The organism is Sphingosinicella xenopeptidilytica, assembly GCF_042676985.1.
Classification (GTDB): Bacteria; Pseudomonadota; Alphaproteobacteria; order Sphingomonadales; family Sphingomonadaceae; genus Sphingosinicella; species Sphingosinicella xenopeptidilytica.
Genome location: NZ_JBHTIK010000005.1, coordinates 577,831 through 598,510 on the forward strand (window position 1 = coordinate 577,831; position 20,680 = coordinate 598,510).

Sequence of the window (20,680 nt, forward strand, 5' to 3'; positions counted from 1 at the left end):
TTCGTTCGAAACCCTCTAATCTGTAGTCCGGCAAACTACTGCTGACCTATACTCAACATCACCACCACGGCCCCCATTCCCCCCGCCACGTAATTTCCGCTCCTCCCGCTCGCGCTCCAACCTCTCCACATAAACCGCCCGCCCATATTCGGTCGCCATCGTGTGTCCGTACTTGTCCGGTCGCGTGGCGCGCAGCAGGAACATCAGCAGGCGGTCGTTGTAGCGGCGCTTCTTGCCCACCGTGTTGCCGTCGCGGTCGAGCACGTCCTCCTCGGTGCCGTTGAGCGCGCGCTCCATCGCCACGCGTTCCAGGTCCAGCGCCGAATATTTCAGCGCCGCGTCCCATGCGGCGCGGAAGCTCTCGGATCGTTCGCGCAGCTTGTAGGCGCCCGAGGAGGCCTTGCCCGCGGCGCGCGCCGCCGTTTCCACGCACGCGGTTTCGCGCAGCGCGTCGATGAAGGTGATCTGCCGTGCCGTCGTCCAGCCGTCGTGGCGCAGCGGCCGGCCCGCCGTGTCGCGTTCGAAAACGCTCTGCGTGGAGGCGGTGCCCGGCAGCGTGGCGAGCGCGGGCGGGGGAGGGGCTTGCCTCGTCGGCAGCCCGGCCGCCTCCATCATCGCCAGAAGCTGCGCTTCGCCGCCCGCATCCTCGGCAAGCCCCTCCCACAGCACCGCCGCCGCTCTCTCGAGATCGAAGGGACGCGTTGCGCGCTCGATGGCGTAGGCGATGTCCGGCATGCGCTTGGTATTGTCGCTCATTTCAAATGAATAACCAAAAAGGTTATCAATAGGAAAGATGTTTGTTCATTTAGGTTCTTCTTGTGGAGCCCTGCGACGTCCGCGCGTCTGCATGGCTCTCACTTACCTCAGTGTAAATTAAGTTGCGCCGAGGGCGCTTTTGCGTATCCTCACTCCGCATTTTGTGCGCGGGAGGGAGAGTCGCGCGCCGTGATGCTGTGTGCGTGCGGGCGTACTGTGGGAGGCGCGCCCGCCGCACACGATTGCTGAAAAAATGGCCGCCGGAAAACGGACCTTGGGAGCATTGCCATGAACGCGCCGGTTCATCCGCAGGAGTTTCGCACCGACGACGGCTCGACGCCGGCGCAGCGTTTCGCGCGGCTTCGCGATACGGGCTATGCCGATCTCGCGCATCTGCCGGGCGAATTGCCGGGCTCGCGGCTTGGCGGGGTCATGCGCACGCTGCGGTTCCTCAAGGATCCGCTCGGCATGGTGCGCGATCAGATGGATCGCTATGGGCTGGTCTATCGCACGCCGAACATCGGCGGCGGCTGGCAGGTGACGCTGATCGGACCCGAAGCGAACGAGCGCGTCTTCATGGACCGCGACAAGACCTTTTCGTCGGAGCAGGGCTGGAATCCCATTCTCGATTACGTGTTCCCGCGCGGCGTGATGCTCATGGATTTCGAGGAGCATCGCGTTCACAGGAAGACGCTTTCGGTCGCCTTCAAGCCCGCGCCGATGCAGAATTACCTGGGCGCGCTGCAGGAGGGGATCGCCGCGCGCGTCGCGAAGTGGCCGGAGGATGTGAAATTCTATCCGGCGATCAAGCAGCTCACGCTCGATCTTGCCGCCACCTCGTTCCTCGGCATTCCGTGGGGGCCGGAGGCGGATCGGATCAACACGAGCTTCGTCGATATGGTCGCCGCGTCGGTCGGCATCGTGCGGAGGCCCTTGCCGTTCACGGCGATGGCGCGCGGGGTGAAGGGCCGCGCGTTCATGTGCGACTTCTTCGGGCGCGAGATTCCGAAGCGCCGCGGCGCGGCGGGGGACGACATCTTCACACAGATCTGCAATGCCGAGCACGAGGACGAGGCGACCGGCGAGACGCGGCTGCTCACCGATCAGGAAATCATCGATCACATGAATTTCCTGATGATGGCGGCGCACGACACGCTCACCTCCTCGCTCACCTCCACCGTTTATTATCTGGGGTCGTCGCCCGCGTGGCAGGAGGTGCTGCGCGACGAGGTGCGCGGTGTGCGCGCCGAATTCGGGGATCGGATTCCCTATGGGGAACTGGATCGGTTCGAGAAGACCGAGTGGGCCTTCAAGGAAGCGATGCGGCTGAACGCGCCCGTGCCCGCGCTGCCGCGCCGGGCGCTCAAGGATGTCACGTTCGGGAACCATACGATCCCGGCGGGCACCCACATCGGGGTCAACCCGATGATGACCCACCGTCTCCCCGATCTCTGGCCGGATCCGGACCGGTTCGATCCGGCGCGATTTTCGCCTGAAAATTCAAAGGGTAGGCACAAATACGCCTGGGTGCCTTTCGGCGGCGGCGGCCATATGTGTCTTGGCCTCCACTTCGCCTACATGCAGGCGAAGGCCTTCATGTTCGAGCTGTTGGACAAGCGCCGCATCGTGCTCCGCGAAGGCTACGAGGCGGACTTCGCCATGTTCCCCATGCCCAAACCCCGCGACGGCCTGCCGCTCAGGCTTGAGAGGATCTGACCGGCAGCGCCGTCGTGCTCTTGATCTCCGAGAGCGCCATGGACGAGGTGATCTCCTGCACGCCCGGCAGGCGCGAGAGCTTCTCGAAGAACAGCTTCTCGTAAGCCTCGATGTCTGTCGTCACGATCCGCAGCAGGAAGTCCGTCGTGCCCATCAGCACGTAGCATTCCTGGATCTCCTCGATCTCCCGCACCGTCGCCTCGAACTCCGCCATGTGCGCGCGGCCGTGCGCGGAGAGCTTCACGTTGGCGAAGACCTGCGCGCCGAGCCCCACCTTGCGCCTGTCGAGCAGCGCCACGCGCTTCCGGATGATGCCTGCCTCCTCCATCGCCGCGATGCGTCGCCAGCAGGGCGATTGCGAGAGGCCCACGCGCTCCGCGATCTCCGCGGTGGAGAGGCTGCAATCCTCCTGCAGCACGCGAAGGATTTTTCGGTCGAAATCGTCAAGCTGCATAAATTAGTCTTTGCAAAATTGGATTCCATGATTTTTATGCACGAAATCGGTTAATGCTCAATCGGTTTGCATCCCTTTTTCTCTGCGTTCGTGCGAAAAGTGCGCCGCAATCTTGAAAAAGGAACGTCATGTCCACCGCTCTTGCTGCCGCCGCGCCCACCGTTTCCGGGCCGCACCTCGCTTATGTGAGCCGGAGCGCGCATTTCGAGATTATTGCGAACGTCGATCCGCATATCAGTTTGAGAATGCTGAACTATTTCGCGCAGCGCGACCTCGTGCCCTCTGTCTTCCGGTCCCGCCGTGTCCGCGAAAAGCTGGAAATGCGCGTCGTCGTCCCCGGCCTATCCGAGCATGATGCCTCGGTCATCGCCGACAAGATGCGCGGCCAGTTCGCTGTCGCCGCGGTGACGCTGGAAATGGTCGTCGGCGCCTAGTTGACGAAGTCGCCGATGTCCTCGCCGTAGACGCGGTAGGACATCATCGTCACGGTTTCCTTGAGGCCGGGCACCTTGTGCAGCTTTTCCTGCACGAAGTCCTCGATCTCGGGAAGGTCGCCGAAGCCCACCTTGATGAGCAGGTCATACTCGCCCGTCACCGAATACACCTCGGCGACCTCTTCCATCTCGGCGATGCGGTTGCCGACACTCGCGGCGTGGCCGAGGTCGCATTTGGCGAGGACGAACAGGCGGTACATCAGGCTTCCTTCCGGCTGGCGGCGGCGATCAGGCTCTGCCGTACGCCATAAGCGAGATAGACGCCGGCGCCAATCAGGTTCCAGACAAGGAACCTCAGCTGCGTCTTGTCCGGCAGGCTGATGAACAGATAGAGGCAGCCGCCGATGGCGATGAGCGCGACCGGCAGATGGAAGGGCACGCGGAACTGCCGCTTTGCGTTCGGCGCGCGGCGGCGCAGCACGATGAGGCTGATACCGATGGCGGTGAACGCGGCGAGCGTGCCCGTGTTGGCAAGCTCGGCGATCTCGCCGAGCGGCAGCAGGCCCGCGATGATGCTCACGACGACGGCGGTGACCATAGTCATCAGGATCGGCGTGCCGGTGCGGGCGTTCACGTGCGACAGGCGCTCCGGCAGCAGACCGTCGCGTGCGATGGCGAAGAAAATACGACTCTGGCCATACATGAAGGCGAGCAGCACGGTCGGCATCGCAACAATGGCGCCTGCGCCGATCAGCTGCGCCGCGACCGGCCAGTCGAGCGCGCGCAGCACGTGCGCGAGCGGCTCGCTGCTGGCCGAAAATTCGGCGACCGGCATCGCACCGATAGCCGCCGCCGCAACGGCCATATAGACGACCGTGCAGATCAGCATGGAACCGATGATGCCGATGGTGAGGTCTCGCGAGGGGTCCTTCGCCTCTTCTGCTGCCGTCGAGACCGCGTCGAACCCGTAGAAGGCAAAGAAGATCAGCGCCGCGCCCGCCATCACGCCGACCGTGTTGCCGCCGATCTCTTCGGAGCCCCAGCCGTAGGGCGCAAAGGGTTCGAGGTTGGCGGAATCGAATGCGGGCAGCGCAAGGACGATGAAAAGCGCCAGCGCCGACATCTTGAGCAGCACGAGCAGCGTATTGACGAACGCGCTCTCCCGCGTTCCGAGCGCAAGCAGCCCCGCGACAGCCATGGTGATGACGACGGCGGGTACGTTGAGGATGCCGCCCGCGTGCGGCCCGGCTGCGAATTCATGGGGGATCGTGACACCCCAGCTGTTCAGGAAGCCGACCGCGTAGCCCGACCAGCCCACTGCGACCGCCGCGCAGACTACGGTGTATTCAAGCACGAGGCTCCACCCGACGATCCACGCCACGGGCTCGTTCAGGGCGACATAGGAATAGCTGTAGGCGCTGCCTGCGGCCGGCATCATCGTGGCAAGTTCCGCGTAAGCGAGGGCGGCGCAGGCGCAGACCAGCCCGGCAATCGCGAACGAGATGATCACGGCGGGGCCTGCTTTGCCCGCACCGATGCCGATCAGCGTGTAGATGCCCGTGCCGACGATCGCGCCGACGCCGAGCGCAATGAGATGGGGCCAGGTAAGGGTGCGCCTGAGCGCGCGGTTCCCGGAATAGTTCTGCCAGTCGTCAAGGCCCTTGCGGCGCCCGAAGATGCTCCCTGCCACGCCCGATATCCCCCTAGCCGTGCCGATGCGGGCACATTGGCACGCGGCAGGAAGAGGGGGAAGCCCGCCCCCTTGCCGCATTTTCAAAAAAGCGGGAAGGAGGCGGGCGAGTGTAAGTTTACAAAGCCGCTTTGGTGCGGCGACGGCGGCGTACCGCCACGAGCCCGGCGAGGCCGAGGCCGAACAGCCCCATCACGGCGGGTTCGCTCACGACATTGAGTGCGTAGATGGCGAGGTTGCCGGTTTCTTCGTCGGCGACGGCGAGGAATGACTTGCCGTCACGCGTGAAGAAGCTGAGCCCTTCAGGTCGCCCGAGCAGGTCGGAAATGATCGCGCCGAGATACTTCGGCGCGACACCGAGGCCGAAGTCGGTGATGTCGAACGCCAACACGGAGCCAAGGCTGCTGCCGTTGGAACGCTCGAGGCCCACGAAGAGCACCATGCGGCCATCGACGATGCCGATCTCTATCCCCTCGGGTTCCGGACCTTTGTTGTCGCTGCGGCCGTCATCGACCGCGTCCGGGAAGCGCGCGGCCATGATCTGTTCGATAACGTCGCCGCTGTCGAACACGCGGTTGCCGTTCTCGTCGAGGATCGAGAAGCTCCGGCCGCCGAATGCGAAGAGCTTCGCGTCCGCGGGGCCTTCGGCGCCGAGTGTGCTCGTCACGCCGAGCCGGTTGAAGACGCCGTAGTCGCCGAGTGTGCTGGCGCGCACTTCTTCGACAAGACCATCCCATTCGCGGGCATCGCCTTCGTCGGCGGTGACGAAATAGGTCTTTCCGTTGGAGGTGAAGCTCTTGATCGCGTCGGGCAGATAGAGGCCGTAAAGGCCTTCCAGGCTCTGCAGATTGCCCTTGATCCCGTCGTGGTCGGACGGATCCATGCGGTTCGCGCCGGGCGCATAGCTCTTGAAGCCGAGCGGAATGATATCGGTGACGACCGGTTCGGCACCCGTGAGATCGACGACCGCGATGGCGTTGTTTTCCTGAAGCGTCACGAAGGCGCTTTTGCCGTCCGGCGAGAACGCCGTGTATTCGGGCTCAAGGTCCTGCGCGACGGAAGCGCCCGGCCCGAAAATGCGTACGCCCTTCGCCTGAAGGTCGGACTTCATGGCGTTGAAGGCGCCGAAACCTGCGGTTTTCACGGTGCCGGCGGCGAGGTCGATATAGCTGATCGAGCCTTCCGGATCGACGCTGTCGGGCTTCCCATAGCTCGACGGCTCGCCTTCGTTCGCGACGAGCAGGCGCGTGCCGTCCGCCGAGAAGCTTACCTGATCGGGAAGCGCGCCTACGGTGTACGACTGCGGCGCGGCGCTGAGGTTGGCGAGATCGTAGACGAGAACGCGGCCCGGATCGGTCTTGTTCGCGGCCTGGATCGCAACGGCGACCTTGCCGCCGCCTACCGCGACGCTGTTCGCCGCGCCGCCCGCGAAATAGCTGTGCGTGTCGAGCGCGCCGATCTCGGTGCTCGTTTTCGCGTCGACGATCTTCACGAAGGCGGTGTCGCCGTTGAGGCCGACGACGAACAGGCGGTCGCCGCTCGCGTCATAGGCCGGGATTTCGGAGGCGTCGCCGAGCGTGACGCTCGTTACGCCGCGCACCTTGAGGGCGGCAGCGTTGGCAGGCAGGACGGCGGTTGCGGCGAGCAGGCCGGCGAGAACGGAAAGCGTGCGCATAGAATGAAGACCCCTTGTTAACCATTTGCCGGGGTCGGCTATGAGGCGCATTTTTCGGGCAAGTCGAGCCGCTCACATAAAGTTCACGCAGCTGTCACGGGACGGAAACGAACGCTGCCCGATGTGTCGGACAGGCTTACAAAACGCGGAGTTTTTTGCCCTCGCGGATCACGCTCACTGCAGACGAACAAGTCCGCCTTCGGAATACACGCCTGCGATTCGCCGTTGGTCCCAGAATTTTTCGGCGATTCGGATATAGGCGTCGGCGATGCGGCTGTGCATTGCGCGCTTTTCCGGCGACACGGCGGCGCGGGCGAGGCGCCAGTGCTCGTCGGCGCGGCGCAGGTGATATTCGAAATCGCTCGGGATCAACGCCGTTCCCCCCATTTGTGCCGTCTTTTCAGCAGGGCTTTTTCCGCTTCCTGACCGTTGCTGTCTTTGATCTTCGTCAAACCCGGAGGTGGAGGCGTTTCACCTTCGCCGGACATTTTTGACGCTGCTTTGACCCGCTTCTCACGCGGCGGTCACGCTCGTGGGCGATAAGGGGCCATCGCGAGGCGGACATGTTCCCCCAGCCCTTCCTCCCCGGTGTCCCCTCGCGAACCCCACAGCACAGGAGTTCCCCCAATGTTTTATGTCAGAAGCGCGGCGATTGCGTTGGCGGTGGCCACAGCGGTCGGTCTCGTCAGCGCGTCTTCGCGCGCCGAGCCGGTTTCGGTCGCGGTCAGCTTCGCCGATCTCGATCTCACGACGCTGGCGGGAGAGCGCGCCCTGCGCGAGCGCGTGTCGGGCGCGGTTCTCACCGCCTGCGGCACGCGGCCGAGCGCCGAGGTGGTGATGGAAATGGTTCGCCGCGCGTGCATCCGCAACACGGCGGTCACCGCCGAGGCGCACGTCGACGCAGTGATTTCAGGCTCGCGCAGTCTTGCGCGCGCGGAGCCCAGGCTTCCCGGCACCGCCCATTAGTGTGCCGAGCGGGGGAAGGGGCGGCCTGGAGACCCCCGGGGTCGCCCCTTTTTCGTGTCCCTAGAAGCCGATGCGGGCCGACACGCCGTAGAAGCGCGGCAGTGCAGGATAGGCCGCGATCGTGCCCGGCTGTTCCGGCACAGCGAACGTGCCGATGTGGTAGTACTTGTCGAACAGGTTCTCGACGAAGAGCTCCAGCCGCCATTTGTCGTCCGCCGACGCGACGCCGATGCGCGCGTTGACGACGGCGAAGCCTTCGTTGTCGGCGATGCCGCGGCTTTGCGAACTCGTCACCTGCTCGCTCTGGAAGCGGAAGTCGGCGTGGACGAGCGCGTTCAGCGTGTCGCTGAGCGGCGGCGTCCAGGTCGCGGCGCCGGTGATCGTGTGGCGCGGGATCAGCGCGATCTGCTTGCCGGCCTCGAACTCGAGCGGTGTACCGACGAGGTTGCTGCCGTCCTTGATCTTCGCGTCGACGAGGCTGTAGCCGAGCTGGAAGGTGAGATCACGCGCCGGGCGAATGGTGCTTTCCGCCTCCACGCCCTTCGACACCGTCTTCTCGACGTTCATCGTGACGAAGCTGTTCCCCGAGAACACCAGCTGCTGGTAGTTCGAGAAGTCCTGATAGAAGGCGGCGACGTTCAGCGTAAACGCGCGGCCCCACTGCGACTTGAAGCCGACTTCCCACGAATCGACCTTCTCGCTGTCGAACTCCAGATCCTCGATCTGCCCGCCGTCGCCGCCGAGGATGACCGAGTCGAATCCGCCGCGATCGAGGTTGTAGCCGCCCGACTTGTAGCCGCGATCGTAGCCGCCGTAGAGCATGAAGTCCGGCGTCACCGCATAGGCGAGCTTCGCCGTGCCGGTGAATTCGTTCTCGCTGCGGCTGCCGTGGTAGAGCCCGTTGAACTCCGGGTTCGTCGTCGGGTTGCAGGTGAGCAGAATGGCATCCGGCGCCATCGCCGCGAGCGCGCCCGTCAGGATCGCCGTCGAGGGATCGAGATAGAAGTCGCACGTCGGCGAAACCGCATTGAGGTTCGCGTTGATCGTCTTCTTCTCATGGTTCCAGCGCAGGCCGAGCGTTAGCTTCAGATCGTCGGTGATCTCGAAGACGTTGTGCGTGAAGAGGGCGAGCGCTTCAGTTTTCACGCGGTAGCGATCGTTGATCTGTCCGTCGCCCTCGCTGCCGCCCGGCAGCGGGGAATTCAGCAGCGCGAACAGCGCAGGGTCACCTGCGGCGGCCGCTGCCAGCGTGGGGTCGAGAGCCATCAGAACCTGCCCGAATTCCGGAACGGCGGGGCCGAACGTATCGAACAGTTCAAAGCCGCTCGGAGCGAACAGCGCGTCGCTGTAGAAATTCGCCTGCGTGCCGAAACGCACGCGGTCGGTCAGCGTCAGTTTCTCATTGAGGTAGAAGCCGCCCACCAGCCAGTCGAGACGGTCACCCAGGGCCGAGCCCTGCAGACGGATTTCCTGCGTGAAATCGCGCAGGCCTGGCTTGTACCCTTCGCGATAGGCGCGATCGAGGCCGGAGAAATCGATGTCCTGGTTGCGGCGCACGTCCCAGTTGCGCCACGCCGTGATCGAAGTCAGCGTCACGGCCTCGAAGTCATAAGTGACCTCGGCGGAAACGCCCCATTCCTCGACGGCTTCGTCATAGCTCCGGCCCGGCGTCGCCGCCGTGCGGCGCTCGGAGGGCTTGCCCGTGTAGATGCCGGTGACGCCCGCGAGCGAAGCGCCGAGCTGGATGGCCGGTGCCGTCGGGCCCTCAACGACGTTCACGGCGCCGCAGCACTGCTCGTCGGTTTTCGAATAGTCCGCGATGAAGCGGATCTTCAGGTCTTCCTTCTCGACGAGCGCCTGCCCACGCAGCGTGTAGCGGTCGAGATTGTTGAAGCGGCGATCCGAGTTCACGTCGCGGATGTAGCCGTCCCGCTCGCGGTAGATGCCGTCGAGGCGCAGCGCCACAGTGTCCGTGAGGCCGCCGGTGATACCGCCCTTCAGCGAGATCGCATCGTAATTGCCGTAGCTCACCTCGGCATAGCCGCCGAGATCGAACGACGGGCCTTCGGTGATGATGCTGAGCGCACCCGCCGACGTGTTGCGGCCGAACAGCGTGCCCTGCGGACCGCGCATCACTTCTACGCGGTCGATCGGCGGAAGCTCGGCAAGCGCGAGGCCGGCGCGGGCACGGTAGACGCCATCGATGAACACGCCCACCGCAGGCTCGAAGCCGGGGTTGTCGCCGGCCGTGCCGATGCCGCGGATGGAGAGTGAGGTGCCGGTTGCGGCCGATTGGCCGGTGAAGACCTCAAGGCTGGAGCTCAGCTGCTCGAAGCCGCGAATGTCGGTGACACCCGCATTGTTGATGAGATCGCCGCTGATCGCGGTGACGGCGATCGGCACGTCCTGCACGGTCTCCGCGCGGCGCGTGGCGGTGATGACGATTTCGTTGGCGCTGAGATCGTCCTCGACAGCGGCGGTCTGAACGTCCTGGGCGAAAGCGGGGGCGGCGAGGGCGCAGCACGCGGCACCCAGCAAGAGCGAACGCTTCACAAATGGTCTCCTGAACGACTGGGGTGGATGTCCCAACATTGTTTCGTTTGGTTAATCACACCGAATGGTTAAGGCTTTCTCACGCACGCGGGCGGAGCGCCGAAGGGACGGGGCTGCGATACGATCGTAAAAATACCCGCAAGCCTGACAGTGCGTCGAAAACCCGCCCGGAATTGGCCTATTCGAGCGAAAGTTCCATGCGGACCACGCTATCCTTGGCCTTTGCGGCCTGCCGTGTCGAAAGGAACACGCGTGCCGGATCAATTGCGCCGTCCGCGAGCAGCGCATCGCGTACGGCCTCGGCACGGGTCCTGCCGAGCGCGGCGAGTTCGGCATCCGTCGGCAGGAACTTGGGCCGCAGCGTGTCGGCCATCAGCGCGGCTTCGCGGTTCCTGCGTGCATCGCGTTCGCTGATGCCGTCCTTCTCGGCCGCCGTACTGTCGGCGGCGCTCTCCGTGTCGGACGTTTCCGGGAAGTCCGGGCTGCTGCCGAGCTTTGCCTTGTAGAGGTCTTTCAGCCGGTCGTGGCGCTTGTCGGGCGTCAGCGCGGCAAGATCGGGGGATTCGCCCTTCTTGATTTCCCGCGCCATCGCGGCTTCGGCCATACGCTGGTCGGCGATCGCGATGGCATCGGCTTCGATGCCGGGGCTCGCCGGAATGTCGAGCTTGAGCGCGGGGCGATCGGCGAGCCCCTTCGCGAGCGCGGAGAGATTCTTGGTCGCACTTTCGGGAAGCGCGGCGGACCCGGGCACGAAATCGACGAACTGCGCCTCCTCAGCACCGGCGAACAGCGATCCGATGAAGCGGAATGGCGCTGTGACGATCTTTTCGAGGATATTGCCGATGATCTTCCAGATGATCGGCCCGAGCCGGAACTGCGGATCGTCGAGCGATCCGGTGATCGGCACTTCAAGATCGATCACGCCGTTCTTGTCCTTCAGCAGCGAGGTGGCGAGCCGGATCGGCATCGGCACCTTTTCCTTGCTGTCGGTCGCCTCGCCCCATTCGAGCTGGTCGATAATCACGTGGTGGTCGGCTTCGAGCGCGCGGTTGTCGATGCGGTAGCCAAGCTCCGTCGTCAGCTTGCCGCGCGCGATCGCATAGCCTGCATAGCGCCCCGAATAGGGGTTGAAGACCGGCAGTTCGATATTGCGGAACGCCATCTTCACATCGGTCTTGCGATCGTAGGCGAGGAGGTTGGCGCGGCCCGCGATCTTCACCGGCGAGAAGCGGTTGATGACATGCCCGTCGAGGTCGATCTCGGCGACCGCGCCCGGCATGTTCGAAATGCCGGTCACACGCCCGCGCAAGGACTCGATCCGCGCCTCGAAGTTCGGCTGGATCGAATAGTCGGCGAAGCTCATCGTGCCGCTGTCGATGTCCAGCCGCTTCAGGACCACGGGAATCGCGGGCGCTGCCTGCGGGGCAGCGAGCGCAGCCTGTGCGGCGATTGCCTTTGCGGCGCGCGCGGCCTCGATGCGCTTCGTCTCCGCGCGCCGCTCGGCGCGCGTCATGCGCTGGGCGGATTTGGCGGGAACCGGCGGTGCCGCTGCAACACCGGCGGCCGCCGCGAAATTGAATGTCCCGTCCCGCAAGATGGCGACCCGTCCCGTGGGGCGGCTGAGGCGGGCGTGGGCGATCTCTAAGCGCGGTGATGCCGGGCCGCGGTAGTCGACGCCAGAAAGCGCGAGCCGCCGCCACGAGATAAGCTCGCTGCGGCCCGCGCGTTCGAACAGTCGCAAGCCTGTGACGACTGCATCGCCGGAGAAGCGCGCCTTCGGCGCCGTGCCTGCATCGGAAACGACGAGGCGTCCGCGAACGCCGAGGTCGCCGCCTTTCAGGTCGAGCGCGGGGTAGGGCGGCATATAGGGCAGCGCGGCCTTCAGCGGAAAACCCGCAAGCGCGATGCGGAGATCGGCACTGCCTGGGGGGAGAAGCGTGCCTTCGGCGCTCAGCGTCGCCGTTTTGTTGATGCGCGCATCCGCAGAGATGGCGATCGGCTTGTCCGGCGCAGCAAGGTCGCCGCGCGCCGTTGCGTTCGCCGCGATGTCGAATACGGCTGCCGGGGAAACGGCGCGGTCCTCAAAGCGCAGCGCGGCATCGGACAGGGAGAACCCGCCGAGCGCGATCTGCCACGGGGCGGTCTCGTCGCTCACCGCGGGCTTCGGTGTCGGCGGAAGCAGCGCGGCGAGGTCGATCGCGCCGTTTTGCGCGCGCGTCGCTTCGCCTTTCAGGCCTTCCGCGCGGATATCGCCGATATTGATGCTGCGGCGGGCGGCGTTTACGCGGATGTCGCTGATGGTGAGGCCCGCGAGGCGCAGCGGCTCGATGCCTGCGCCCGCCGGGCCGTTCGCGGTTGCATCGCGCAGCGCGAAATGCGGCACGATGATCTCTGCGGCCATCGCGCCGTTTTCCGGAATCGCGAGCGCGAGGCTGGCCCCGTCGACATCGACTTCGCCGAGCCGGGCGCGGCCGCGAAACAGGGTTTTTCCATCGAAGGCGAGGCTGGTGAGGCCGAGTTTCGGCAGCATCGCCGACAGTGTGATGGCGCCGCTCTTGTAGCGGAAGTCATAGGAGCCGTGCAGGTCGATCAGCCCGTCAGACAGGGCCACCGGCAACATCTCGCCCAGGAAATCCTGAATCGATGCCGCCTCCAGATGGCGGACCGTAAAGCTGCCGTCCGATGCGATCGGCGCCATCGAGACGTTGCCTTGCCATGCGAAGGTTTCGCCGCGTTCGCTCTCCGCTTCGAATCGAAAGCCGCCGCCTTCCGACCGCGCCGTGTGGAAATCCCTCAGCGAGAAGCTGATCGGCGCCAGCAGCTTTGCCGGTTTCGCGGCGCGGCTGTGATCAGCAAAGGCGATGCGCCCGCCCAACACCGAAAGCTCGCCGATCAGCACGGCGGGCGCCGGTTCCGGGCTTGGCGGCGGCACGAGTTCGAGCAGGTTCAGCGTTCCATCCGGGCGGATCAGCGCATGGACGGCAGGGCCGTCGATCCGCACCTCGTCGAAGCGGTAGGCATCGGCGAAGAGCGACAGGATCGAGAAATTGAGATGGACATGTTTTGCCGCGACCATGGGTGTGGCCGCGTCCGGAATCGCGATGTCGGAGATGTCGAGCTTGAACCCCAGAGGGTCGACCTTGATCTCGCCGAGGCGGAGGGGCTTCTTGAGCTCGTCTCGCACCCAAGCCGTTGCCTGGCCACGGATGAAATCGGGGGCGAGCCAGGTTCCGGCCGCCCAATAGGCGACGAACAGCAAAACAAACGCTGCCGCGCCAAGAAACGGCTTTGACCGAACCAGCCCAGCCATCGCGCGTGCCGTCCGCTCCCCCAGGTTCGGGCGCATGATGCGTCCGGGGGGCGGCAATGGCAAGCATCGGGCCTTTGCGCAAACGAAAAGAGCGGCCTGAAACAGGCCGCTCTTTCAGAACGATAGGGTATCCGCGATCAGGCGGCGGCGACTTCGCTCGCTGCGGCCGATCCGGTTTCGGGATCGCGCAGCACGTAGCCGCGGCCCCACACCGTCTCGATATAGTTCTCGCCGCCGCACGCCGCCGAAAGCTTCTTGCGCAGCTTGCAGATGAACACGTCGATGATCTTGAGTTCGGGCTCGTCCATGCCGCCGTAAAGGTGGTTCAGGAACATTTCCTTGGTGAGCGTGGTGCCCTTGCGGAGCGAAAGCAGCTCCAGCATCGCATATTCCTTGCCGGTCAGGTGCACGCGGGCGCCGTCGACGTCGACCGTCTTGGTGTCGAGGTTCACGCCGAGCTTGCCGGTCTTGATCACCGACTGTGAATGGCCCTTCGAGCGGCGGACGACGGCATGGATGCGCGCCACCAGCTCTTCCTTGTGGAAGGGCTTCGTCACGTAATCGTCGGCGCCGAAGCCGAGACCGCGAACCTTCGATTCCATCTCGTTCTGGCCGGAAAGGATGAGGATCGGCGTGCCGACCTTCGCGAGCCGCAGCTTCTTCAGCACGTCGTAGCCGTGCATGTCGGGCAGGTTCAGGTCGAGGAGAATGATGTCGTAGTCGTACAACTTGCCGAGATCGAGGCCTTCTTCGCCAAGATCCGTGGTATAGACGTTGAAGCCTTCGCTCGAAAGCATCAGGTCGATGCTCTTCGCCGTGGTCGCGTCATCTTCGATCAGCAGAACCCGCATTGAGTAGCCCTCTTCATGTCCCCCAACGGCAAACAGCCAATCCCGGCCCTGCCGCGTACAATCCGTTAACCATGCCCGTTATGGGTTACAAAGGTTAACGCCGCGTAAAAGTTAACGCGATCATGCTTTGAATTGTTCCTGTGGCACTTGAGTCACGGTTTGTTTCGTTTTGAATCAGTTATGGAATCCCGGCAGCAAGGCGACATTAACCACGCACGGGCACACTGGCCCCATGCGCTGCGAATGCCCCTTGATTCCTGAAGACGCAGTCCGGCTCCGCGCGGACCTGCCGGGGGCCGAGCTGTGAAGACGCCGTATGACGACGATCGCAAGCTGAGGCGCAAGGAGCTCGACGATATCCGTCATGCGCTCGTCTCTGCCGAAACGCAGCTTTCGGTTTTCGCCGGGGCGATCGTCGATGCCGATGCGACGCTGCGCCGGGAGCGGGAGGCGCGGGCGGCGGACCCCCCGTTCGATGTCAGCTCCGATGCGGCCGTGCGCCGTTCCGAGATGATCCGGCTGGCGCGCGAGCTCATGCGGCTCGAAGACGAGATCGAGCGCCTGCGTGCCGCGCTGCTCGTCAAGTTCGAGGCGCTGCGCCCGATCGAAACGGCAAGCGAGGACTATGCCGCCGCGAAGCGCGCGGAGGCGGCCCGCAAGGCGATGACGGCGTCTGACGAGGCGGCGGCGCGGTAGTTCCGCCGCGTCTAGCGCAGCCGACCCGGCAGTCGATCCGCGACGACGATCAGCAGTTTTTTCCGGTCTGCGTCCGGTTTTCGCGCAGGCGCGCACAGGCGCCGCGGCGGCTTGGCACGGCCGGCCTCGTGCGGCCGGGGCAGTGCGATGCGGCAGTCCGGGGCCGCGGCGAACACTGCGGCTGCACCGCCAAGGGTGGTGAAACTCATGATTCCGGCAATGATGAAGAACCTCACGAAACGCATGCGAGTCATTCCTTTGCTATGGGAGGGCAGAGAGGGGCGGCGGCGCGGGCGGGGAGGGGACGGTCCCGCGCCGCCGCGGTTCGGGCGATGATCATAAGCGGCGTCGGTGCGAGGGTGGGGAAACCGGCGCCGATTGGTCGATCACGCCGCGAGTGTGTGGGCGCACATGGCGCCGACATGACGGTGATCGGTGCCGCAGCCGCCGCCGAGCACGCTGAGCGCGGGAAGCGCACGCATGAGCGCTGCATTCTGCGCGCCTAGCTCCTCGGGGTTGCCGTCGTCGAGGTCGGGCGCCTCATTCAACTCGGCATGGCTCATGCGCGATGCGTTGGTGCGAAGCCCGCGCACGCGCCGCGTCCAGTCGCCGCCTGTATTCAGCATCTCCGCGAAATGATCGGGGTGGGCACAGTTGATCATGTAATAGGCGGGGAGGCCGCCGGTCGCATCGTCGACGGCGGAGATCGCGTCGGCGAGCGGCTCGCCAGTCGGCAGGCGCCCGTCCGTCTCCAATGTGAACGACAATGCCGCGGGCAGTCCCGCTGCCTCGGCTGCACGTGCGATGCCGATCGCCTCGGGCGTGTTGGTCATGGTGATCGCCGTCACCATGTCCGCGCCCGCTGCTGCGAAGATGTTTGCCTGAAAGGAATGATAGCCGCGCGCTGCGTCCGCGCTCATCACGGTGTCAGCCACATAGCCGTCGCCGCGCGGGCCGATGCAGCCGCTGACGACGATCGGCATGTGGTCGCTTGCATAGTCGGCCTTCAATTCGTGCAGGAGCGCGATGGAATCGCGGTTGCTTTCGGCAAGCGCGGCCTCCGAATAGCCGAGCAGTGCGCCCCAATCGGGGCTTGCCCGCCATGTCGGGCTTTCGAGGATGAAGCCGGTGCCGTTCGCGCGGGCGATCTCCAGATAGCGGACATAATAGTCCCGGAGCGTCCTGCGGCCGTTCTGCGTCCGCATCAGGTCGAACGCCGCGAAGTGCGGCAGGTCTATGCCGTCGTGGAAGATCAGCGTGGTTTCGAGGCCGCCGTCCGTAAGGAACAGGCCGCCGGCAAGCTGCGGCAGCGCCGCGTAAGTCTTTTGCATGACGATGGTCTCCGTGCGCCGTCAGTCGGCGTGTTGCGGCGAAACATTCCGTCAAAGCGCGTCCGCTTTCCAGAAGGCGCGCGGTACACCAATGTCGAAGCCGCGATATTCTTCTTTTTGCTCAGCGGCTTGATTTACATGGAACCATGACGCGATGAGCAGCGTGCCCTGCTGAAATTGTGGAAAACTGTACCATTGGTATGGTAAACTCTGCTTCGGGAATCCGGCATAGGCGGCGGGTGAACGCGCCGATGACTTTGACGTCCCGCAGGGCCATGACGCGCGGGGAGGCGACACGCGACCGCATTCTGGAGATTGCGGAGGCTTCCGTGCTGGCCAAGGGATTCTCCAACACGTCGATCGACGAGATCATCGCCGCAGCCGAGATCACCAAGAGCGGGTTCTTCTATCATTTCCGCGACAAGACCGATCTTGCGAAGGCGCTGCTCGAACGCTTCATTCACGACGACAACGCCAAGCTGGATGCGATCTTCGCGCGCGGGCGCGACCTTTCCGACGATCCGCTGCACGCCTTCCTGATCGGTCTCAAGCTCTTCGCCGAGATGATGGCCGAGCTTGAAATCGCGCATCCGGGCTGCATGGTGGCGTCGGTCGCCTATCACGACAAGCAGTTCAACAACGAGGTGCGCGGCCTCAACGCCGCTGCCGTGCTCGGCTGGCGGCGGCGCTTTCTCTCCGCGCTCGAAGAGATCGCCGAGGTGTATCCGCCGCGCATCGACGTCGATCTCTCGCATCTTGCCGATATGCTTTCGGCGCTCGCCGACGGTGGTATCATCCTGTCCCGCGTGCTTGACGAGCCGCGTCTGCTCTCGGAGCAGATTCTGCTCTACCGCGCGTTCGTGCGGACGATCTTTCTCGGCGCGGGAGACTGAGGGGTCAGGGCTGCAATGCCGAGAGCCGCAGCGTTTCGGCAATCACGATCTTGCCCCCCACGCTTTCCACCTCAAGCCGGATCTCGGGATCGCGCTGTTCCCAGTCGACGAGGATGCGCCCATAATTCTGGCCCATGAACCCCTCGCCGACACGCAGCCGGTTCGGCCCCAGCAGGTGCCAGACTTCGGTGAGCCCGGACGAGGTGAGGTCGTAGAGCGGGTAGGGCACACCCTCGGCGAGCCGCGAAAGCTCGGCATAGTGCGTGTCGCCCGAAATCATGATGAGGCCGTTCACGTCGGCGAAGTCGATGAGATCGAGTAGTCGCTGGTGATCGGCCTGATAGTTGATCCATGCCTCGTAGCCGGGCGCATCGGCGAGCACCTGCGTCGAGGACGCGAAGATGCGCAGCTCGGCGGGCTTCTTGAATTCCGCCTCCAGCCACTCCCACTGCTCGGCGCCGAGCATGGTCGCGGCGGGATCGCTGTTCACCAGATACGGCCCGCGGTCCTTCGGCTCCTCGGTGATGCCGATCAGGCCGGAGCGGAACCAGCGGTTGTCGGGCATGATGATCTGCACGCGCCGCCCTTCCGGGCCGATGATCGTGCTCGTGTAATTGCCTGCCCGGCTGTGGCGCGGGCTCGCTTTCGGCTCCATCCAGAAATCGAGGAAGATGTCCTTCGACTCCTGCTTCATTGGATACTCGCGCCCGGCATCATTCTCGCCGTAGTCGTGATCGTCCCAGATCGCGAGGCAGGGCGTCTTGCGGCGCAGGCGCTGGAAGCCCGGCTTCGCGGCGAGTTTCGCGTACTTGGCGCGCAGCACGGCCATGTCGCGCGTGTCGCCGTAGATATTGTCGCCGAGGAAAAGGAACAGCTGCGGGTCGAACGCATCGACCCGGTCCCAGATCGGCTGCGGCTTGTCCTGATGCGCGCACGAGCCGAACGCAATGCGGCTGAGCGCGGTTTCACCGGCGAGCGCGACGGTGGGGAGCGCGGCAAGCGCCGCGCCCCCGGCCATCACATCGCGGCGACTGACGCCTGCCATCAGAACGCGGCTTTCAGCGTCGCGAACACCTGGCGCGGCGCCCCGATCATCAGCGTCTGCGAGTCGCCCCGGTTGCTGAAGCCGTTGGTGCCCACCGTCGACACATACCTCTTGTCGAGAAGGTTGGTGCCGCTCACCTGCAGCTCATAGCCTTCCGCGATGCGCCAGCCGATGCTGGCGTCGACGATCGCGCGCGCGCCGACCGAGACGTCGTTCTCGTAGCTGTAGTAGCGCTTCGACATGTAGTTCACGCCGATGCGCCCGAAGAACAATTCGCCGTCGTAGCTGAGTTCGCCCTTGGCGAGGTGCTTCGGCGAGTCGACCGTGGTCTTCCCGTCGGTTGCTGCGATCAGCGTTCCCTCCGCGTTGACGACATCGTCCTGATAGGTGGAGTCGTTGTAGCTGTACGAGGCGAAGAGCTTGAAGCCTGCACCGAGCTTCACTTCGCCCGCGGCCTCGAGACCGTAGGAGCGCACCGAGCCGACGTTCTGGAGGACGGACGGGTTGCCGATGATCCCGGCGCCGGTGGAGAAGCCGAGCAGGCGGTTGCGGAAGTTCACATAATAGGCGCCGACGACACCGTTGAAGCTGCCGCCGCGGAAGCGGACGCCGGCCTCGTACGTGTCTGATTCCTCCGGCTTCAGCGTGCCCTTGATGGCGTCAAAGCCCGCCTGCGTGGTGCCGAAGGGGCCGCCTGTGGACGATGCCGTGAAGGCGCGCGCGACCTGCGTGAAGCCGCCGAACATTTCCAGGTAGTCGTTGATCTCATAGGCAAATCCGGCGTGCGGCTGGAACCAGTCCTCGGCCTTGATCTTGCCCTGCGCGAAGGTGCTGACGACGATCGGCGTCGCCGTGTTCGTCACCTTGAAGCCCTTCCAGCCGAGCGTGATCGTTGCCGCGCCAAGCGTGATGCGGTCTTCGACGTGATACTGGAAGGTTTCGGTGTCGAAATCCGATTCCCACTGCGTGAAGAACGGGTTCTTCTGGAATTCGAGCGAGTTCCGCGACGGGCTCAGCCGATCGGTGAGGCCGTAGAAACGCCGCGCCTGCTGGAAGTCGTTCTTCTCGTACCAGCCGCCCACGGTGATTTCGTTGAAGCCGATCTCGCCGGTGACGCTGCCGAACAGGCCCTTGCGATCGATGTCGTATTCGGTGGTGCGGATCGAGAGCGGCGCGCCGCCCGGCGTCTGCACATAGGGCGTATACCAGATGCCCTGACCGTGGTTGTTGTGCCAGTAGCCCTTGAGCGCGACCGTCACCGCCTCGCCGACCGGCGCCTCGACGCCGATCGCGGCGAGGTAGTCCTTGCGCAGACCAGCGGCATCGAAATAGGCGTCGTCGATGGTCGCGAACGGGGCGGGCAGAGCCTCCTCGCCCCAATAAGCGTCAGCGAGCTGGACGGCGAGGCGGTAGTCGCCAGAGATATTGTCCCAGTCGTAGCCGAGACGACCGATCATCTCCCTCGACATGTCCTGATAGTCGTTCTCGCGCCGGTCGGAGAAGCTGAAGGTGCCGGTAACGCGCGCGTCGCCGAGCGCGGCGACCGCCTTGGCGTTCAGCATGTGATGGCGCTGCTCGCCCACGCCCTTCCACTTGTCCATCCCGAGATAGCCGTAGGAGATGTAGGCGCCGGTGCCCTCTGTGCCGCCGATCTCGCCGCTTTCGAGGCGGGCGAAGGCGCGGATCGTGTTTTCGGTGCCGTAGCTCCCCGAAACGTCGAGGCCGAAATCCCGCGCCGGCGCACGCGAGAGGAACTCCACCGTGCCGCCAAGGTTGTTGGTCGCCTGCGTGCCGAGCCCGCCCGAGCCCTGCGAAACGCGCGTGAGGCCGAGGTTTTCGGGGCTGATGGCGCGGTTGACGTGCAGGCCGTTGACGTTGCCGTAGCTGTGGTCGCCAAGCGGAATGCCATCGAGCGTGAAGCCGAGCTGGTTCTGGTTGAAGCCGCGGATCGAAAGCCGCTGCGACCATTCATAGGCGCCGAAGGCGTCCGCCGACTGGAAGTTCACCGAAGGCAGCTTCTCGATCGACTTCAGCGGGCTCGTGCCGGGCGCGAGCAGCGCGATATCGGCCGCGTCGAGTTCCTGCACCTGCCGCGTCTGGCCGGAACCGAACACGACGATCTCTTCATCGAGCGCGGTGGTATCGGCGGCGGCTTCGCCCATCTGCGCGAAAGCGGAAGTGGAAAGCACGAAAAGGCTGCTGGCGGCCAGCAACACGGCGCAAGTCGAACGCATGAAATCCCCCATTGGTGCGGTAAACGCGGTTGGCGGCGGGAGGCCTAGGCGCGGCGTGTGACGGCGCTATGCGATT

18 protein-coding genes are annotated in these 20,680 nt (G+C 64.7%); 5 read left to right on the plus strand and 13 right to left on the minus strand.

The features are described from left to right. Window positions 1-15: 15 nt before the first annotated feature. Window positions 16-756: a hypothetical protein gene (locus ACFQ00_RS10590; RefSeq protein ID WP_381490113.1), complete on the minus strand. Its 741-nt coding sequence runs from the start codon at window positions 754-756 to the stop codon at window positions 16-18. A gap of 288 nt (window positions 757-1,044) precedes the next feature. Here ACFQ00_RS10590 and ACFQ00_RS10595 point away from each other — a divergent pair, with 288 nt between their 5' ends. Beyond that, window positions 1,045-2,472, plus strand: coding sequence for a cytochrome P450 (locus tag ACFQ00_RS10595; protein WP_381490116.1), 1,428 nt, complete (start codon window positions 1,045-1,047; stop codon window positions 2,470-2,472). Here the strand turns inward: ACFQ00_RS10595 and ACFQ00_RS10600 are convergent. After that, on the minus strand, window positions 2,453-2,926 hold the full coding sequence (locus tag ACFQ00_RS10600) for an Lrp/AsnC family transcriptional regulator (RefSeq protein ID WP_381490119.1): 474 nt from the start codon (window positions 2,924-2,926) through the stop codon (window positions 2,453-2,455). The genes ACFQ00_RS10595 and ACFQ00_RS10600 overlap by 20 nt on opposite strands. Window positions 2,927-3,054: 128 nt before the next feature. Here ACFQ00_RS10600 and ACFQ00_RS10605 point away from each other — a divergent pair, with 128 nt between their 5' ends. Next, window positions 3,055-3,360, plus strand: a complete 306-nt coding sequence (locus ACFQ00_RS10605) for a hypothetical protein (RefSeq protein ID WP_381490122.1) — start codon at window positions 3,055-3,057, stop codon at window positions 3,358-3,360. Here ACFQ00_RS10605 and ACFQ00_RS10610 read toward each other — a convergent pair. The 4 genes from ACFQ00_RS10610 to ACFQ00_RS10625 all read right to left on the minus strand — a co-directional run bounded on the left by ACFQ00_RS10610 (window position 3,357) and on the right by ACFQ00_RS10625 (window position 7,097). Continuing rightward, a complete protein-coding gene (locus tag ACFQ00_RS10610) occupies window positions 3,357-3,620 on the minus strand; it encodes an Lrp/AsnC ligand binding domain-containing protein (protein WP_374598338.1) in 264 nt (87 codons plus the stop codon). The genes ACFQ00_RS10605 and ACFQ00_RS10610 overlap by 4 nt on opposite strands. Beyond that, entirely contained in the window at window positions 3,620-5,050 is a 1,431-nt protein-coding gene (locus tag ACFQ00_RS10615; RefSeq protein ID WP_381490125.1) for an amino acid permease, read from the minus strand. The genes ACFQ00_RS10610 and ACFQ00_RS10615 overlap by 1 nt, the downstream gene beginning before the upstream one ends. 118 nt (window positions 5,051-5,168) lie before the next feature. Continuing rightward, complete coding sequence (locus tag ACFQ00_RS10620; RefSeq protein ID WP_381490128.1) at window positions 5,169-6,725, minus strand: choice-of-anchor I family protein; 1,557 nt, start codon at window positions 6,723-6,725, stop codon at window positions 5,169-5,171. A 174-nt stretch (window positions 6,726-6,899) separates the two neighbouring features. Then, window positions 6,900-7,097, minus strand: coding sequence for a hypothetical protein (locus ACFQ00_RS10625; RefSeq protein WP_381490131.1), 198 nt, complete (start codon window positions 7,095-7,097; stop codon window positions 6,900-6,902). A 255-nt stretch (window positions 7,098-7,352) separates the two neighbouring features. Between ACFQ00_RS10625 and ACFQ00_RS10630 the strand changes: the two genes are divergently transcribed. Beyond that, window positions 7,353-7,691: a UrcA family protein gene (locus tag ACFQ00_RS10630; protein ID WP_381490133.1), complete on the plus strand. Its 339-nt coding sequence runs from the start codon at window positions 7,353-7,355 to the stop codon at window positions 7,689-7,691. 60 nt (window positions 7,692-7,751) lie between these two features. On the opposite strand, the gene ACFQ00_RS10635 is transcribed toward ACFQ00_RS10630, so the two are convergent. The 3 genes from ACFQ00_RS10635 to ctrA form a co-directional block, all read right to left on the minus strand. After that, complete coding sequence (locus ACFQ00_RS10635; protein WP_381490137.1) at window positions 7,752-10,244, minus strand: TonB-dependent receptor; 2,493 nt, start codon at window positions 10,242-10,244, stop codon at window positions 7,752-7,754. A 178-nt stretch (window positions 10,245-10,422) separates the two neighbouring features. Continuing rightward, window positions 10,423-13,590, minus strand: coding sequence for a DUF748 domain-containing protein (locus tag ACFQ00_RS10640; protein ID WP_381490141.1), 3,168 nt, complete (start codon window positions 13,588-13,590; stop codon window positions 10,423-10,425). Between the two features lie 101 nt (window positions 13,591-13,691). After that, window positions 13,692-14,405: a response regulator transcription factor CtrA gene (ctrA, locus tag ACFQ00_RS10645; RefSeq protein WP_381490144.1), complete on the minus strand. Its 714-nt coding sequence runs from the start codon at window positions 14,403-14,405 to the stop codon at window positions 13,692-13,694. 303 nt (window positions 14,406-14,708) lie between these two features. On the opposite strand from ctrA, the gene ACFQ00_RS10650 reads away from it, so the two are divergent. Beyond that, complete coding sequence (locus ACFQ00_RS10650) at window positions 14,709-15,101, plus strand: hypothetical protein (RefSeq protein WP_381490147.1); 393 nt, start codon at window positions 14,709-14,711, stop codon at window positions 15,099-15,101. Window positions 15,102-15,112: 11 nt separating this feature from the next. On the opposite strand, the gene ACFQ00_RS10655 is transcribed toward ACFQ00_RS10650, so the two are convergent. Continuing rightward, complete coding sequence (locus ACFQ00_RS10655; protein ID WP_381490150.1) at window positions 15,113-15,346, minus strand: hypothetical protein; 234 nt, start codon at window positions 15,344-15,346, stop codon at window positions 15,113-15,115. Between the two features lie 141 nt (window positions 15,347-15,487). After that, the gene (locus tag ACFQ00_RS10660) at window positions 15,488-16,432 is read right to left on the minus strand and encodes a homocysteine S-methyltransferase family protein (RefSeq protein WP_381490153.1); all 945 of its coding nucleotides are present in this window, start codon (window positions 16,430-16,432) and stop codon (window positions 15,488-15,490) included. Window positions 16,433-16,683: 251 nt separating this feature from the next. Between ACFQ00_RS10660 and ACFQ00_RS10665 the strand changes: the two genes are divergently transcribed. Next, the gene (locus tag ACFQ00_RS10665) at window positions 16,684-17,325 is read left to right on the plus strand and encodes a TetR/AcrR family transcriptional regulator (RefSeq protein WP_381490156.1); all 642 of its coding nucleotides are present in this window, start codon (window positions 16,684-16,686) and stop codon (window positions 17,323-17,325) included. Between the two features lie 4 nt (window positions 17,326-17,329). Here the strand turns inward: ACFQ00_RS10665 and ACFQ00_RS10670 are convergent, their stop codons facing one another. Both ACFQ00_RS10670 and ACFQ00_RS10675 read right to left on the minus strand, forming a co-directional pair. After that, entirely contained in the window at window positions 17,330-18,370 is a 1,041-nt protein-coding gene (locus ACFQ00_RS10670; RefSeq protein WP_381490159.1) for an alkaline phosphatase D family protein, read from the minus strand. Then, window positions 18,370-20,604 (minus strand): TonB-dependent receptor, encoded by a 2,235-nt coding sequence (locus ACFQ00_RS10675; RefSeq protein WP_381490162.1) that lies wholly within the window; start codon window positions 20,602-20,604, stop codon window positions 18,370-18,372. The genes ACFQ00_RS10670 and ACFQ00_RS10675 overlap by 1 nt, the downstream gene beginning before the upstream one ends. Between the last annotated feature and the right edge of the window lie 76 nt (window positions 20,605-20,680).

Bases quoted from the DNA above. Each gene is read 5' to 3' on its own strand.
- ACFQ00_RS10620 (WP_381490128.1), bottom strand. From the start codon at position 6,725: ATGCGCACGCTTTCCGTTCTCGCCGGCCTGCTCGCCGCAACCGCCGTC.
- ACFQ00_RS10665 (WP_381490156.1), top strand. From the start codon at position 16,684: ATGACTTTGACGTCCCGCAGGGCCATGACGCGCGGGGAGGCGACACGC.
- ACFQ00_RS10655 (WP_381490150.1), bottom strand. From the start codon at position 15,346: ATGCGTTTCGTGAGGTTCTTCATCATTGCCGGAATCATGAGTTTCACC.
- ACFQ00_RS10670 (WP_381490159.1), bottom strand. From the start codon at position 18,370: ATGGCAGGCGTCAGTCGCCGCGATGTGATGGCCGGGGGCGCGGCGCTT.
- ACFQ00_RS10600 (WP_381490119.1), bottom strand. From the start codon at position 2,926: ATGCAGCTTGACGATTTCGACCGAAAAATCCTTCGCGTGCTGCAGGAG.
- ACFQ00_RS10595 (WP_381490116.1), top strand. From the start codon at position 1,045: ATGAACGCGCCGGTTCATCCGCAGGAGTTTCGCACCGACGACGGCTCG.
- ACFQ00_RS10605 (WP_381490122.1), top strand. From the start codon at position 3,055: ATGTCCACCGCTCTTGCTGCCGCCGCGCCCACCGTTTCCGGGCCGCAC.
- ACFQ00_RS10660 (WP_381490153.1), bottom strand. From the start codon at position 16,432: ATGCAAAAGACTTACGCGGCGCTGCCGCAGCTTGCCGGCGGCCTGTTC.
- ctrA (WP_381490144.1), bottom strand. From the start codon at position 14,405: ATGCGGGTTCTGCTGATCGAAGATGACGCGACCACGGCGAAGAGCATC.
- ACFQ00_RS10630 (WP_381490133.1), top strand. From the start codon at position 7,353: ATGTTTTATGTCAGAAGCGCGGCGATTGCGTTGGCGGTGGCCACAGCG.
- ACFQ00_RS10610 (WP_374598338.1), bottom strand. From the start codon at position 3,620: ATGTACCGCCTGTTCGTCCTCGCCAAATGCGACCTCGGCCACGCCGCG.
- ACFQ00_RS10590 (WP_381490113.1), bottom strand. From the start codon at position 756: ATGAGCGACAATACCAAGCGCATGCCGGACATCGCCTACGCCATCGAG.
- ACFQ00_RS10640 (WP_381490141.1), bottom strand. From the start codon at position 13,590: ATGCGCCCGAACCTGGGGGAGCGGACGGCACGCGCGATGGCTGGGCTG.
- ACFQ00_RS10675 (WP_381490162.1), bottom strand. From the start codon at position 20,604: ATGCGTTCGACTTGCGCCGTGTTGCTGGCCGCCAGCAGCCTTTTCGTG.